The sequence below is a fragment of the Metasolibacillus sp. genome (assembly GCF_025291715.1).
GTDB classification, from domain to species: Bacteria; Bacillota; Bacilli; order Bacillales_A; family Planococcaceae; genus Metasolibacillus; species Metasolibacillus louembei.
Genome location: NZ_JAMBIZ010000031.1, coordinates 1 through 16,014, shown reverse-complemented (window position 1 = coordinate 16,014; position 16,014 = coordinate 1). Strand labels below are relative to the sequence as shown.

The 16,014-nt window shown below is 39.5% G+C and carries 12 protein-coding genes; 11 read left to right on the top strand and 1 reads right to left on the bottom strand.

Annotated features, from left to right (window positions below; genetic code table 11):
- Window positions 1-62: 62 nt before the first annotated feature.
- From hpf to prfB, 4 genes are all read left to right on the top strand, one after another.
- Entirely contained in the window at window positions 63-608 is a 546-nt protein-coding gene (gene hpf, locus M3Z76_RS15895; protein WP_293926790.1) for a ribosome hibernation-promoting factor, HPF/YfiA family, read from the top strand.
- Between the two features lie 59 nt (window positions 609-667).
- Window positions 668-1,573 (top strand): nuclease-related domain-containing protein, encoded by a 906-nt coding sequence (locus tag M3Z76_RS15890; RefSeq protein ID WP_293926788.1) that lies wholly within the window; start codon window positions 668-670, stop codon window positions 1,571-1,573.
- Between the two features lie 187 nt (window positions 1,574-1,760).
- Complete coding sequence (secA, locus tag M3Z76_RS15885) at window positions 1,761-4,268, top strand: preprotein translocase subunit SecA (RefSeq protein ID WP_293926785.1); 2,508 nt, start codon at window positions 1,761-1,763, stop codon at window positions 4,266-4,268.
- A 74-nt stretch (window positions 4,269-4,342) separates the two neighbouring features.
- Window positions 4,343-5,447, top strand: a protein-coding gene (gene prfB, locus M3Z76_RS15880) for a peptide chain release factor 2 (RefSeq protein ID WP_293926951.1) whose coding sequence is annotated in 2 segments (ribosomal slippage) — window positions 4,343-4,414 and window positions 4,416-5,447 — 1,104 coding nt in all. Because the reading frame shifts where the segments join, the coding sequence is not laid out codon by codon here.
- Window positions 5,448-5,518: 71 nt separating this feature from the next.
- On the opposite strand, the gene M3Z76_RS15875 is transcribed toward prfB, so the two are convergent.
- Entirely contained in the window at window positions 5,519-6,013 is a 495-nt protein-coding gene (locus M3Z76_RS15875) for a competence protein ComK (protein WP_293926782.1), read from the bottom strand.
- A gap of 184 nt (window positions 6,014-6,197) precedes the next feature.
- On the opposite strand from M3Z76_RS15875, the gene M3Z76_RS15870 reads away from it, so the two are divergent.
- The 7 genes from M3Z76_RS15870 (at window position 6,198) to M3Z76_RS15840 (ending at window position 15,895) form a co-directional block, all read left to right on the top strand.
- Entirely contained in the window at window positions 6,198-6,458 is a 261-nt protein-coding gene (locus M3Z76_RS15870; protein WP_293926779.1) for an IDEAL domain-containing protein, read from the top strand.
- A 190-nt stretch (window positions 6,459-6,648) separates the two neighbouring features.
- Entirely contained in the window at window positions 6,649-8,631 is a 1,983-nt protein-coding gene (gene uvrB / locus M3Z76_RS15865) for an excinuclease ABC subunit UvrB (RefSeq protein WP_293926776.1), read from the top strand.
- Window positions 8,632-8,638: 7 nt separating this feature from the next.
- Window positions 8,639-11,506 carry an excinuclease ABC subunit UvrA gene (uvrA, locus tag M3Z76_RS15860; protein WP_293926773.1) on the top strand — a complete coding sequence of 956 codons (2,868 nt, stop codon included), beginning with the start codon at window positions 8,639-8,641 and terminating at the stop codon, window positions 11,504-11,506.
- A gap of 84 nt (window positions 11,507-11,590) precedes the next feature.
- A complete protein-coding gene (locus M3Z76_RS15855) occupies window positions 11,591-12,790 on the top strand; it encodes an SHOCT-like domain-containing protein (protein WP_293926770.1) in 1,200 nt (399 codons plus the stop codon).
- 259 nt (window positions 12,791-13,049) lie between these two features.
- Entirely contained in the window at window positions 13,050-13,736 is a 687-nt protein-coding gene (gene ftsE / locus M3Z76_RS15850) for a cell division ATP-binding protein FtsE (protein ID WP_293926767.1), read from the top strand.
- Window positions 13,726-14,622: a permease-like cell division protein FtsX gene (gene ftsX / locus M3Z76_RS15845; RefSeq protein ID WP_293926764.1), complete on the top strand. Its 897-nt coding sequence runs from the start codon at window positions 13,726-13,728 to the stop codon at window positions 14,620-14,622. Before ftsE ends, ftsX begins: the two co-directional genes overlap by 11 nt.
- A gap of 19 nt (window positions 14,623-14,641) precedes the next feature.
- Complete coding sequence (locus tag M3Z76_RS15840) at window positions 14,642-15,895, top strand: murein hydrolase activator EnvC family protein (RefSeq protein WP_363319877.1); 1,254 nt, start codon at window positions 14,642-14,644, stop codon at window positions 15,893-15,895.
- The last annotated feature ends 119 nt before the right edge of the window (window positions 15,896-16,014 follow it).

Sequence of the window (16,014 nt, the reverse complement as noted above, 5' to 3'; positions counted from 1 at the left end):
AAGGAGAATTTTTTACAATGTCGAAATAAATTAATATAGCCTTAAATGAAGGAGGAGTTCATATGCTAAACTTTAATATTCGTGGAGAGAACATCGAGGTAACTCCAGCGATTCGTGAGTATGTTGAAAATAAAATCGAGAAGGTGGAGCGTTATTTCAACGATGATATGAACGCAAGCGCTAACGTTAACTTAAAAGTGTATAACGATAAACAAACAAAAGTAGAAGTAACAATTCCGATGAAAAATTTAACGCTTCGTGCAGAAGAACGCAACGGCGATATGTATGCAGCTATTGATTTGATTGTTGATAAGTTAGAGCGCCAAATCCGCAAACATAAAACAAAGGTAAATCGTAAGTTCCGTGAGCGTGAGGGAGCAGGCATATACTTTGCAAATGTTACACAAAGCGAACCTGCTGAGGAAGAGGAATATTCAATTGTTCGTACAAAACAGTTTAACTTAAAGCCGATGGATCAAGAGGAAGCTATTTTACAAATGAACATGCTAGGTCACGATTTCTACATTTTCACAGATGCAGAATCAGACAGCACAAACATCGTTTACAAACGTAAAGATGGCAAATATGGCTTAATTGAAACAAATTAAATTTTAAAAAGGGCTGCTAGGGTTTTTTCCTAGTAGCCTTATTAGATAGGAGGAATTATGTGATTGTTTTACCACGTGAAGAATCCATGAGAGAAGCGATGCTGACAGCGGCAGTTCGTCGAGGCTTTCTTGAATTTCAAGATGAACTGATTCGCGTGCAGCAAGGGCTAGTAGGTGAATTTTATGTTGATCGTCAATGGGACGATATGAGGCTACATGAACCTTATTTTTTACTCCACGATTTTCAAACTCCTTCGCATCAGATTGATACAATTTTTCTCTGTAATAAATTCCTTCTCATTTTAGAAATCAAAAATATTGTAGGGCATATTGAAATTGATAGCACGACACATCAATTTACGCGCAAGTTGAAAGATGGCACTGTACAAGGCTTTCGCAATCCACTTAATCAAGCGCAGCGTCATCAACGTATGCTTGCGCAGTGTATACCGATGCTTCCGATTTTGTATGTGGTCGTTTTAGCTCATCCTAAAACAGTTATTGAGCGTATACCACAAAATGCACCGATTATTCATAGTAGCGGGCTAGAATTTTATGTGCGTGAGCTACTTTCTTCTTTCCCACCTCTTTTAACAAATGAGCAACTTGATCAACTTCTCCAGCAATTACTTCAAATGCAAGTTTCACTGAAGCCAAAATTAAATACAGATGTTTCTCTTATGCGAGGAGGCGTTTTATGTCATCACTGTACAGGGCAGATGCACTATCAGCATGGTTATTTTATTTGTTCTGCTTGTGTGTTGAAAGATGATGGTACTTTGTTGCGACGGGCTTTAAGTGATTATTGGTTATTAGTAGACGAATGGATTTCAAACGGGCAGTTTAGAACATTTTTAGGCATCGATTCGATTCATGCCGCGAAGCGCTTATTAAAGAAGCTTGGATTACCTTATACAGGGGAGAAAAGGTTTAGAAAGTATCATATTTTGTGGAACCGCCAATAGAACTGACAAAAACGCCAATAGAACTTCGAAAAGCGCTAATAGAATCACAAAAAGCGCCAATAGAACCCCGAAAGCCGCCAATAAAATCACAGCAGCTCTTCGAAATTATATAATTCATGAATGTTTGCACCATGCATACAGATAATGCTAAAATGAGGGGTAGAGAAAATACAGGAAGTGAAAATACATGTTAAATATATTGAACAAGATGTTTGACTTTAATAAAAAAGAATTAAAACGTTTAGAGAAAAAGGCGGATGCTGTTGAAGCATTTGCTAGCCAAATGGAAGCATTATCAGATGATGCTTTAAAGGCAAAAACAGAAGAATTCAAAACACGTTTCCGAAATGGCGACACGGTTGATGACTTATTGCCAGAGGCGTTTGCCGTTGTGCGTGAAGCGGCGCGTCGTGTATTAGGTATGTACCCATTCCGCGTGCAAATTATGGGGGCTGCTGCCTTAAATGATGGTAATATCGCAGAGATGAAAACAGGTGAAGGTAAAACATTAACTTCTACATTAGCTGTTTATTTAAATGCGCTGACAGGTAAAGGCGTACATGTCGTAACGGTCAATGAATATTTAGCAAGTCGTGATGCGACGGAGATGGGCGAGCTTTTCTCATGGCTAGGCTTAACGGTAGGCTTAAACTTAAATAGCTTATCGAAGGATGAAAAGCGTGAGGCTTATGCGGCAGACATTACGTATTCGACAAATAATGAACTAGGCTTCGATTATTTACGTGACAATATGGTGCTGTATAAAGAGGAACGCGTACAGCGTCCATTACATTTTGCTGTTATCGATGAGGTTGACTCGATTTTAATTGATGAGGCACGTACACCGTTAATTATTTCTGGACAAGCGGGTAAAACAGCGCAGCTTTATGTGCAGTCCAATGCGTTTGTACGCATGTTAAAGGCTGAGGAAGATTATAACTATGATGAATCAACAAAAGGCGTAACATTGACGGAGAGCGGGATTGAAAAGGCGGAGCGTGCATTTGGCATCGATAACCTATTTGATTTAACGCATGTTCGCTTAAACCATGCCATTAACCAATCGTTAAAGGCACATGTATCAATGCATGTAGACGTTGACTATGTTGTACAAGAGGGTGAAGTAGTAATCGTTGACGGCTTTACAGGTCGTTTAATGAAAGGCCGCCGCTATTCAGATGGCTTGCACCAAGCAATTGAGGCAAAGGAAGGCTTAGAAATTCAAAATGAATCAATGACGATGGCGACGATTACGTTCCAAAACTACTTCCGTATGTATGAAAAGCTGTCTGGTATGACGGGTACAGCGAAAACAGAGGAAGAGGAATTCCGCAATATTTATAATATGGATGTTGTGGCAATTCCAACGAACAAGCCAATCGCACGTGATGACCGACCGGATTTAGTGTATGCCTCAATGAAAGGGAAGTTTGAGGCGGTAGCAGCTGATATTGCAGAGCGTCATAGAGCGGGGCAGCCTGTATTAGTTGGGACTGTTGCGATTGAGACGTCTGAAATCATCTCAACTTTATTAACAAAGCATAAAATTCCGCATAATGTATTAAATGCGAAAAATCATGAGCGTGAGGCAGAAATTATTGCAGATGCAGGTAAAAAAGGCGCTGTGACAATTGCTACAAATATGGCGGGACGCGGTACGGATATTAAACCTGGTGAAGGTGTGCTAGAGCTTGGTGGTTTAGCAGTAATCGGTACAGAGCGTCATGAGTCACGTCGTATTGATAATCAGCTACGTGGACGTTCTGGTCGTCAAGGGAACCCAGGGGTAACGCAATTCTATCTATCTTTAGAAGATGATTTAATGCGTCGCTTCGGCTCTGATAATATGAAATCAATGATGACAAAGCTTGGGATGGATGATTCACAGCCAATCCAATCAAAAATTGTTTCAAGAGCGGTTGAATCAGCACAAAAACGTGTGGAAGGTAATAACTTTGATGCACGTAAACGCCTGTTACAATATGATGATGTGCTACGTCAACAACGTGAAGTAATTTATAAAGAGCGTCAAGATGTGATTGAATCAGAAAATATGCGTGAGCTTGTAGAGACAATGATTCGCGAAACAATTGAACACGCAGTAGCACTTCATACGCAAGGTGAAGAGGCAGATTGGAACTTAGCGTCGCTTGAAGACTATATTGCAGCCAACTTACTTGAAGAAGGCAAAATAACAGTCAGTGATTTACAGGGCAAAACACCTGAAGCGATGATTGAGACAATTTATGCAGCTGTACAAGAGCGTTATGATGAAAAAGAAGAGCAGCTAACGCCAGAGCGTATGCGCGAATTTGAAAAGGTTATTTTACTACGCTCTATTGATACGAAGTGGATTGACCATATTGATGCGATGGATCAACTGCGTCAAGGGATTCATTTACGTGCATATGGTCAAACAGATCCATTGCGTGAATATCAGCAAGAAGGCTTCGCAATGTTTGAGGATATGGTTGCAGCAGTTCGTGAGGATGTTGCAAAATACGCAATGAAGGCTGAAATCCGCAGTAATTTGCAGCGTGAAGAGGTGGCAAAAGGGCAAGCTGTCAATCCAAAAGAGGAAGCAGCACCGAAGAAAAAGGCACCTGTGCGTAAAGCTGAAAATATTGGACGTAACGATCCGTGTCCATGCGGTAGCGGTAAAAAATATAAAAACTGCCATGGTGTAGCGAATTAAACAGGTAGGGAATGGAAGTCGAGAGCAGCTGCTTTCGATTTCCTTTCTTACTTCTTAATGGAGGAATAAGGATGATTGAATTAGCAGAAGCAAGAAACATATTGGAAAATACAGCGGAAAAATTAGCTGACTTTAGGGGGTCTCTTTGACTTAGAAAACAAAGAGGCGCGTATTCAAGAGCTAGATGAAATGATGCTAATGCCTGATTTTTGGAATGATCAGCAGGCAGCACAGGGTGTTATTAACGAAGCAAATGGTATTAAAGCAATTGTTAACGAATATAATGAGCTCGTTTCAACACATGAAAATTTAGAAATGACATTGGAGCTTTTGCGTGAAGAGCCTGATGAGGATTTACAAATGGAGTTAGAAACTGAGCTTGGGCAGTTGCAGGAGAAGATGGAAAACTTTGAATTGCAAATGCTATTATCTGATCCATATGATAAAAACAATGCTATTTTAGAGCTGCATCCAGGTGCAGGTGGAACCGAGTCACAGGATTGGGGCTCTATGTTGCTGCGTATGTATACACGCTGGGCAGAGAAGCGAGGCTTTAAAGTATCAACGATGGATTATTTACCAGGTGAGGAAGCCGGTATTAAATCAGTTACATTATCGATTACAGGGCATAATGCATATGGCTATTTAAAATCGGAAAAAGGTGTGCATCGCCTTGTACGTATTTCACCGTTTGATTCTTCAGGTCGTCGTCATACATCTTTCGTATCGTGTGAGGTAATGCCTGAGTTCAATGAAGAGATTGAAATTGAAGTGCGCACAGAGGATTTAAAAATTGACACATATCGTGCAACAGGTGCAGGTGGTCAGCATATTAATACGACAGACTCGGCAGTTCGTATTACACATACACCAACAGGGACCGTTGTACAATGTCAGGCGGAGCGCTCGCAAATTAAAAACCGTGAAAAAGCGATGCAAATGTTAAAGGCAAAGCTTTATCAATTAGAAATTGAAAAGCAGCAGGCACAGCTAGATGAAATTCGTGGTGAGCAAAAGGAAATTGGCTGGGGCTCGCAAATCCGTTCATATGTATTCCACCCATATTCGATGGTGAAGGATCACCGTACAAATGAAGAAACTGGGAATGTTGGTGCGGTTATGGATGGCGATATTGATGCATTTATTAATGCATACTTACGCTCACGTATTGTGAAATAAATGATTTAAGGCTAACTGAAATGAGCATTTCAGTTAGCCCCTTTTTTTGTAGAGGATATAGAAAAAATAAGTTAAACAAAATGTTTCCATTTAGCTGTTAAATGCTTATGTAACATTGCTGCATGGACATATTGCTTACAAAAAGATGTATATTGAATATCTAAATTGGAATCTACAAAATTTTTGAATGTGACGTTAATTTGACCTTCTTGATCTCGGATATTAATTAAGGAGTTGAATGATACCCATCCGTTTAAAGGAGATTTGGGAGACATTAAAGGGAACATAACATAAGGGTCTCCGTAGGTCATGGCGACTACAATGGGGAGTTTATGTTTATTTTCGCCGAAGTATTGTTTGGAAAGCTCTTTAGCAGATTGATAGCTGCTTCCCATTTGCCTACAAGAGGCATTAATAATTTTCATAGGGCTTTGTGAAACATAGAGGCAACCAGTTTTATCAAAGACGAGAGTATGTACTACTCGCTTGCCTTTTGGTATTGGTAAAAGCAAATAAGTTGCATTTGTAATATGATAAGATTTTACATGCTTCATATTTTGATTCAAACGAAGACCTCCTTCAATAAAATTGAATAGCCTACATCCTCTACAATATCCATTATAATACATATTTAGTGATAAACTCAATAATGAAATTGCATTTTAATTTGAATAGATAAAATTATCAGAAAATATTGCAAATTGAATTTACCTCCTATATAATAGAAAAAAGAGCATCGAGGTGATTAAAATGGATAAATACTATTCATACACTGAGTTTTTAAGGGCAGTAGGTCAGCAAGGAAACAAAAATCAATGTGAGCAGTTATTGAGCGATATTTATTTGGACTTATTTTTAAGTAGGCTTCAAAGATTGCAAAGAATTGAAAACTTAAAAGAATTAATCGATGTGGCACTAGATGAAAGGAATGAACGAGATTTTTACGCTTATACAAATGAATTACGTGAGTTGGAGGAACAACCAAATGAAGAAAGCATTGCCTTTATGTGAAACACTTAAAGGGTTGCAACATAAATAGAGCAGCATGTTAGAGAAAGGAAATCTAACGTGCTGTTTTTGTTTTGGTCAAAAATACAGCGATATAAATATCCGAGGAATATATGTTCGCTTAATTGTCGATATTTGAAAATGAATATGCTAAAATACAACTAACAAGATTGGCAAGAAGGGACGGAAAAGCATGACGGAAACTTTCGATTTACAATCAGCTTATCAACCAAATGGCGATCAACCGAATGCTATCAAGGAGCTAGTTAAAGGGGTGCAGGATGGCAAACGTCACCAAACGTTATTAGGGGCAACGGGTACAGGGAAAACATTTACTATTTCCAATGTCATTCAGCAAGTGAACAAGCCTACTTTAGTAATGGCACATAATAAAACACTGGCGGGGCAATTATATAGTGAATTCAAGGAATTTTTCCCGAATAATGCGGTGGAATATTTCGTTAGCTATTATGATTACTATCAACCAGAAGCGTACGTACCACAAACGGATACGTATATTGAAAAAGATTCGAGCATTAACGATGAAATTGATAAGCTACGACATTCAGCAACATCCGCCTTATTCGAGCGCAACGATGTCATTGTTATTGCCTCTGTTTCTTGTATTTATGGTTTAGGTTCGCCTGAGGAATATCGAGAGATGGTCGTGTCCATTCGCTCAGGAATGGAAATTGAGCGCAATGAGCTGTTACGCCGCCTTGTCGATGTACAATATGAGCGCAACGATATTAATTTTATTCGTGGAACGTTTCGCGTGCGCGGCGATGTTGTGGAAATTTTCCCAGCATCACGTGACGAACATTGTATTCGTGTGGAGTTTTTCGGAGATGAAATTGATCGTATTCGAGAAGTCAATGCATTAACAGGTGAAATTTTGTCAGAGCGTGATCATGTTGCGATTTTCCCAGCATCTCACTTCGTTACACGCGAGGAAAAAATGCGTAAAGCGATTGAAAATATTGAGGTTGAGCTAGAAGGGCAGCTCACAAAGTTTCGTGCGGAAGATAAGCTACTAGAGGCACAGCGCTTAGAACAGCGCACGAACTATGATTTAGAAATGATGAAAGAAATGGGCTTTTGCTCAGGTATTGAAAACTATTCACGCCATTTAACATTGCGGGAATCTGGTGCAACGCCTTATACATTGCTTGATTATTTCCCAGATGATTTTTTACTTGTTGTTGACGAGAGCCACGTAACATTACCGCAAGTACGCGGGATGTATAACGGTGACCAAGCGAGGAAATCAGTGCTAGTGGAGCATGGCTTCCGCTTGCCATCTGCTTTAGATAATCGCCCGTTAAAATTTGAAGAGTTTGATTCAAAAATTAGTCAGGCGATTTATGTTTCTGCAACGCCTGGACCATATGAAATTGAGCATACGCCAGAAATGGTTGAGCAAATTATTCGTCCAACAGGCTTACTAGACCCGTTAATTGATGTGCGCCCAATTGAGGGACAAATTGATGATTTAATTGATGAAATTCAACAACGGATTAAGCGCAATGAACGCGTCTTAGTTACAACATTAACGAAAAAAATGTCTGAGGACTTAACTTCCTATTTGAAGGAAATTGGCTTGAAAGTAGAGTATTTGCATTCTGAAATTAAAACATTAGAACGTATTGAAATCATTCGGGAGCTACGTAAAGGAACGCATGATGTATTAGTTGGTATCAATTTACTGCGAGAAGGACTTGATATTCCAGAAGTGTCGCTTGTCGCTATTTTAGATGCTGACAAGGAAGGCTTCTTGCGCTCAGAGCGTTCACTTATTCAAACAATTGGACGTGCCGCACGTAATGCAAATGGTCACGTTATTATGTATGCGGACAAAATGACAGACTCCATGCAAAAGGCAATTGATGAAACACAACGTCGTCGTACAATTCAAACAGCCTATAACGAGGAGCATGGCATTACACCGCAAACGATTATTAAGAAAATTCCAGATGTTATTCGTGCAACACAGGTTGCGGAGGAAGAGGAAACATACGTAACGAAGGTGACGAAAGGTAAGAAATTAACGAAAGCTGAAATTGACAAATTGATTGCCTCATTGGAAGTAGAGATGAAGGAAGCATCAAAGGCGCTTGATTTTGAACGTGCAGCAGAGCTTCGAGATACGATCTTCGAATTAAAGGCAGAAAGGTAGATTCCAATTGAAAAATACAGAAATCGTTGTACAAGGTGCACGTGCACATAACTTAAAAAATATAGATGTGACCATTCCACGTGATCAGCTCGTTGTTTTAACGGGGCTGTCAGGGTCTGGTAAATCTTCATTAGCATTCGATACGATTTATGCGGAAGGACAACGTCGCTACGTTGAATCGTTATCTGCCTACGCTCGTCAGTTTTTAGGACAGATGGACAAGCCAGATGTTGATACAATTGAAGGCTTATCACCAGCCATTTCCATTGATCAAAAAACGACAAGCCGCAATCCGCGCTCCACTGTTGGAACTGTAACGGAAATTTATGATTATTTGCGCTTGCTATTTGCGCGTATCGGCAAGCCTATTTGTCCAACACATGGCATTGAAATTACATCGCAAACTGTTGAGCAAATGGTAGACCGTTTAATGGAATATCCTGAGCGTACGAAAATGCAGCTACTTGCACCGATGATTGAAGGACGTAAAGGAACGCATGTTAAACTATTAGAGGATTTGAAAAAGCAAGGCTATGTACGTGTGCGCATTGATGGTGAGCTGCGTGATTTAGATGACAATATTGAGTTGGATAAAAATAAAAAGCATACGATTGAGGTAGTAGTAGACCGCGTTGTGATGAAGGAGGGCATTGCTGCGCGTTTAAGCGATTCATTGGAGGCTGCATTACGCCTAGCAGAAGGGCGTGTTGTTGTCGATGTCATGGAGCATGAGGAGCTATTATTTAGCGAGCACCATGCATGTCCGCAATGTGGCTTTTCAATCGGCGAGCTAGAGCCACGTATGTTTTCATTTAATAGTCCGTTTGGTGCATGTACATCGTGCGATGGGCTAGGTATGAAGCGAGAAGTAGATATCGACTTAGTTGTGCCTGATTGGAATAAAACATTGCTTGAGCATGCTATTGCACCATGGGAGCCAACAAGCTCACAATATTACCCGCAATTGTTAAAGGCGGTATGTGATCATTATGATATTCCGATGGATGTACCAATTAAAGATATACCGAAAGCAAAAATGGATAAAGTATTAAAAGGCTCTGGGAAAGATAAAATCCAATTCAACTATGAAAATGAATTTGGACATAAGCGTAGTCAACTAACGGAGTTTGAAGGTGTGCTAAACAATGTAGAGCGCCGTTTTCGTGAAACGTCCTCTGATTATGTACGTGAGCAAATGGAGAAATATATGGCGGAGCAGCCATGTCCATCATGTAAAGGCTATCGTTTAAAGCCTGAGACGTTAGCTGTCAAAGTAAATGATAAGCATATTGGCGAAGTGACGAAGTTTTCTATTTTAGAGGCGAATGCTTTCTTTGATGGCTTGCAATTATCGGAGAAGGATTTGCAGATTGCGCGCTTAATTTTGCGCGAAATTCATGAGCGATTAGGCTTTTTAGTGAATGTTGGCTTAGATTATTTAACATTATCACGTGCAGCGGGTACTTTATCTGGTGGAGAGGCACAGCGTATTCGTTTAGCAACACAAATCGGCTCTCGTTTAACAGGCGTTTTATATATTTTAGATGAGCCTTCCATTGGCTTACATCAGCGTGATAATGACCGCTTAATTACGACATTGCAAAGCATGCGTGATTTAGGGAATACATTAATTGTTGTTGAGCATGATGAGGATACGATGCTGGCAGCAGATTATATTATTGATGTTGGGCCAGGGGCAGGTGTGCATGGTGGACAAATTGTTGCACAAGGGACACCTACAGAAGTAATGGACAATGACGCTTCCTTAACAGGGCAATATTTAAGTGGCAAGAAATTTATTCCGTTGCCAGCTGAGCGTCGTAAGCCAGATGGTCGCAAACTAACGATTAAAGGTGCAACTGAAAATAACTTAAAAAAAGTGAATGTTGATATTCCATTAGGTGTATTTATTGCAGTAACAGGTGTATCTGGCTCGGGGAAATCAACATTAATTAACGAAATTTTATATAAATCACTTGCAGCGAAATTGAATCGCTCAAAGGTGAAGCCTGGTGCCCATAAGGCGGTAGAAGGCATAGAGCAGCTTGAAAAGGTCATTGATATTGACCAATCACCGATTGGGCGTACACCACGCTCTAACCCAGCAACATATACAGGGGTTTTCGACGATATTCGTGATGTCTTTGCAGTGACGAATGAGGCTAAGGTGCGTGGTTATAAAAAAGGACGCTTTAGCTTTAATGTCAAGGGTGGTCGCTGTGAGGCTTGTCGTGGTGATGGCATTATTAAGATTGAAATGCACTTTTTACCAGACGTTTATGTGCCGTGTGAAATATGTCATGGCAAGCGCTATAATCGTGAGACGTTAGAAGTGAAATATAAAGATAAAAATATTGCAGATGTGTTAGATATGACAATTGAAGATGCGGTTGTCTTTTTCGAAAACATTCCAAAAATCCATCGCAAGCTACAAACGATTGTTGATGTTGGTTTGGGCTATATGAAACTTGGACAGCCTGCGACAACACTATCAGGTGGAGAGGCACAGCGCGTCAAGCTTGCATCTGAATTGCACCGCCGTTCAACTGGCAAGTCATTTTACATTTTAGATGAGCCAACAACAGGCTTACATGCAGATGATATCGCACGTTTATTAGTGGTGCTACAGCGTCTCGTGGAAAATGGCGATACAGTGCTAGTGATTGAGCATAATTTAGATGTCATTAAAACGGCAGATTATATGATTGATTTAGGCCCAGAGGGTGGCGACAAAGGTGGGACAATTGTTGCAACAGGTACGCCAGAGGAAATTTGCGCAAATAAAAAAAGTCATACAGGGCACTATTTACAGCCGATTTTAGAGCGTGACCGTAAACGTATGGCACAACAAATTGAGGCATTAACGCAAGCCTAATAGTAAAGGTTTTCGCTAAAATTTGAAACCTTTTTCCACTTGCATCGTATAACTTAGTATACAAATTAGAGGAGGCTTTTTAATATGCAAAATGAACGCCAACGTATTTTAAAATTAGTTGAGAACGGAACAATTTCAGCAGAAGAGGCCATTGTATTACTAGAAGGATTAGGGAAAGACGAGCCTGTACAAGCTACGATGCCTGTTGCACCTAAAGTGGAAGAACAGCAAGAGAAAAGTAATGATTATAATAAAACTACTGATTCAGCAAAGAATAAATCAACAGGCTTTGAGGATCTATTTAATAAAGCGTTCAACGATAAAGAAGCGAATAAAAAAATGAACGAATTTATGAATGATTTAAAAGAGGATTTATCTCAATTTAGCAATCGTATGATGGGCTTAATGAACGGTGCTTTTTCTAAAGTGAAGGAATTCGATTTCGAGTTTCCTTTTGGTGAAAAAGTAGAGTTCAACAAAACTTATGTATACGATGCTGAAGAAGTGAAGGGCTTCGAAGTAGATTTACCGAGCGGTAAGCTGACGATTGAAAAAGCAGCAGATGATAAAATTTTAGTAGAAGCAAATGTCAAAGTAGTGAAATCAGATAATGATGAAGAGCAAACAATTGCTAAATTTACTAATGACTTTGTGACATTGCGAGACGGTAAGCTCACGATTGCAACAGCTGTCAAAATGTCTTCTGTTGATTTACGTGTATATGTACCAGAAAAAAATTATGATATTTTCATCGTACGTTTATTAAATGGTGGCGTTACAGCGAGCAATATTCAATCAACTTTATTGAAATTAAAAACGTATAATGGAGCACTACGCATCGAAAACGTACAATTCCAACGTGCGGATTTAAATTCTGGTAACGGTATGATTGAAGCACGTTTAGTGAAAGGTGAAGATTTAGAGGCTGAATCTGTTAATGGGCGTATTTATATTGATGGAGACATTCAAGAAATTGAAGCAGAATCTGTCAATGGAGCGGTTACTTTAACAACAGCCTCTGAACATGCGCGTAAATTAAAAGGCTCTACTGTTGCTGGAACGGTCGAGCTATATGTACCGAAAAACGTGGCATTAGATGGTCGTGTGACAACAAACTTCGGTAAAACGGATGTTGGTTTGCAAGACGTAGCTGTTAGCACAAGTGAAGATCAATTTTTACTGAAAACAGCACATTTTAGCAAAACTGTTGAAGGTGCACCTGTTTTAAAATTAATTGGGGAAACACGTACAGGCTCAGTAATTGTACGTTACCATAATAATTAATAAGCTATGTGCAAGCTGTCTGAAAAGATAATTTCTTTTCAGACAGCTTTTTTTGTGTAATATTTTGTCGCAGCTATTTTACATTAGAAAAACTTTGTAACAAAGGTGAAACGGCGTTACTAAGTGCTTTCACTATAGCTGTGAATTTCAAGTAAGATTGACATGAAAATGTAATAGCATCATACGTAGACAATGTTATAATGAGGAAGAGTAAAAGAAATGTCAACTTGTGATATAACAAAATTTAGGTGGTAAAAAAATGATTCAAATGAACAATGTTGTAAAAAAATATCCGAATGGTGTTGTCGCTTCTAACGGTATTACTGTTGATATACGACAAGGTGAGTTCGTTTATGTTGTCGGTCCGAGTGGAGCAGGTAAGTCTACATTTATAAAATTAATGTATCGTGAAGAAAAAGCGACGTCTGGTGATGTCATTGTCAATGGTATAAATTTAACAACGTTAAAGCAAAGTCGCATTCCAAGAATGCGAAGGCAGCTTGGTGTTGTCTTTCAAGATTTCAAGTTATTGCCACGCTTAACTGTCTATGAAAATGTGGCTTTTGCCATGGAAGTAATCGAAGAGCAGCCTAAAAAAATTCGTCAACGTGTGCTGGAAGTTCTAGATCTTGTTGGCTTAAAGCATAAGGCGCGTATGCTGCCAAGCGAATTATCTGGTGGGGAACAGCAGCGTATTGCTATTGCTCGTTCCATCGTCAACATGCCGAAAGTAGTTATTGCGGACGAGCCTACAGGGAATTTGGATCCTGAAACATCGTGGGAAATTATGAGCATTTTTGAAGAAATTAATGCACGTGGCACAACGATTGTCATGGCAACACATAACCGTGAAATTGTGAACACAATTCGTCGACGGGTAATTGCAATTGAAGGCGGTATGATTGCCCGTGATGAGTATGGAGGTGACTACGGCTATGAAGGGTAGAACAATTCGCCGACATTTCCGAGAAAGCTTTAAATCATTAGGGCGTAATGGCTGGATGACTTTTGCCTCGATTAGTGCAGTCACTGTTACATTGTTACTTGTTGGTGTATTTTCGATTATTATGATGAACTTAAATAAAGTGGCAACAGATTTAGAAAATGATGTTGAAATTCGCGTCTATATCGATATTATTGCAGATACCGAAGAGGCAAAGCTCGCTGAGGATCAGCTAATTGATGAAATTCACAACTTACCAGATGTAGCGGAAGTTGTTTATTCTTCAAAGGAGCAGGAGCTTGATAAGCTAATTAAAGATTTTGGGGACGAGCTTAGTTTATATGAGCAAAATAACCCGTTGCATAATGTTTTATATGTAAAGGCGGTCAATCCACACGAAACGGCAAATGTAGCAAAGGCGATTGATAAGTTCGATAATACATATGAAGTCAAATACGGTGAAGGAAAAGTAGAGAAGCTTTTCAATGCAATTAAAATGGGGCGAAATGTAGGTCTTGTATTGATTTTAGGTCTGCTATTCACAGCTATGTTTTTAATTTCAAATACAATTCGTATTACGATTGTTGCACGAAGAGATGAGATTGAAATTATGAAGCTTGTTGGTGCGACAAATTCATTTGTGCGTATTCCATTTGTTTTAGAAGGCATGTGGCTCGGTATATTAGGCTCATTGATTCCGATGATTGTCGTATCAATTGGCTATTACAATATTTATCAACTGTTATTGCCTCGTTTAAAAGGGCAAATGCTGCAAATTTTACCTACTACTCCGTTGCTTTATCAAGTAAACATTTTAATTATCGGAATTGGTATACTCATTGGCGTATGGGGTAGCTTTATGTCTGTGCGTAAGTTTTTACGAGTTTAATTGAAGGGAGCTTATTGGATTGAAGTCAGCACCATTTAAATGGCTAATGGTCATTTTAGCATTTTTGCTTATTGTGCAAATGCCAGCAGTTTCAGCAAATACGTTAAATGACTTAAAGGGCAAAAAAAATGAAATCGAACAACAAAAATCAAATTTAAAAAACTCAATTGATGAAACGAAAAATGAAATTAAAACGAATGAAAATAGACAGCAAAAAATATTAGCACAAATTGAAGAGCTTGATCAAAAAATTGTGCAAACGAACGAGAAAATAGATGCTGTTGTTGAAGAAATTAAAGTGGCGAATAAAGAAATTGCTGAGCTTGAAAAAGCAATTGCTGAGCTCGAAGGGAAAATTGAGAAGCGAGATGAATTGCTACGTGAGCGACTACGTGCAATTCAGTCGAATGGCACAGTTTCTTATTTGGATGTGCTACTGGGGGCAAATAGCTTTGTAGATTTTATTGACCGATTTTCGGCAGTTAGTACATTGATGGATGCAGACCGTCAAATTATGCGTGATCAGCAGCGAGATATTGAAAGCTTAGAAGAGCAGAAGCAATTGTTGGAAAATAAGAAAAAGGAATTAGAAGAAAATCAAGCTGAACTTGAGCGTTTGCGCGCTTCTTTAGATGCACAGAAAAAGGATAAAAACACCTTAATCGATGAGCTAGAGCGCGAGCAAGAAAAGCTGAAAAAAGAGAAGAAATTGCTAGAGGCTGAGTATTCAGAGGCATTAGTAGTAGATGAAGAGCTACAAAAGCAAATTATTGCAGAGCAAAATCGCCTTGCAGAAATTGCACGTCAACAGGAATTACAGCGTCGACGTGAAATGGCTAGCAACAATATTCCAGTTGTCTCATCTGGAACTTGGACGAAGCCGACAAGTGGTCGTTTAACATCTGGCTATGGATGGCGTAATATTGGATTCGGTACAGAATTCCACTACGGTGTCGATTTAGCGAATGCGACAGGAACACCAATTGTGGCAGCAACAGATGGTGTTGTGTCATATGCAGGACCATTATCTTCATACGGAAATGTTGTGATTTTAACACATTCAATTGATGGGCAAATTTTCACAACGGTATATGCGCATTTAAGTGGATTTAATGTAGGGGTAGGCGAGACGGTAGCTAAGGGGCAAAGAATTGCCTCGATGGGTAGTACAGGTCGTTCGACAGGGCCACACTTACATTTTGAAATCCATATTGGACCATGGCGTGGACAAAGTGTAGGCTCAGTAAACCCTCTACGCTATATTCCGCTATAAGCAATAGGCTGTCAGAAGCAGGCGCTTCCTGACAGCCCTTTGTATGTGCGCCCAGCATGCGCATGAACTATAGGGTGCAAGTCCCGAACCCCGAAGACAGAAGTAGAGGTTAGCCAAGA

Excerpts from the sequence above, each read along its gene's own strand:
- hpf (WP_293926790.1), top strand. The coding sequence starts at position 63 with ATGCTAAACTTTAATATTCGTGGAGAGAACATCGAGGTAACTCCAGCG.
- secA (WP_293926785.1), top strand. The coding sequence starts at position 1,761 with ATGTTAAATATATTGAACAAGATGTTTGACTTTAATAAAAAAGAATTA.
- M3Z76_RS15870 (WP_293926779.1), top strand. The coding sequence starts at position 6,198 with ATGGATAAATACTATTCATACACTGAGTTTTTAAGGGCAGTAGGTCAG.
- uvrB (WP_293926776.1), top strand. The coding sequence starts at position 6,649 with ATGACGGAAACTTTCGATTTACAATCAGCTTATCAACCAAATGGCGAT.
- M3Z76_RS15855 (WP_293926770.1), top strand. The coding sequence starts at position 11,591 with ATGCAAAATGAACGCCAACGTATTTTAAAATTAGTTGAGAACGGAACA.
- ftsE (WP_293926767.1), top strand. The coding sequence starts at position 13,050 with ATGATTCAAATGAACAATGTTGTAAAAAAATATCCGAATGGTGTTGTC.
- ftsX (WP_293926764.1), top strand. The coding sequence starts at position 13,726 with ATGAAGGGTAGAACAATTCGCCGACATTTCCGAGAAAGCTTTAAATCA.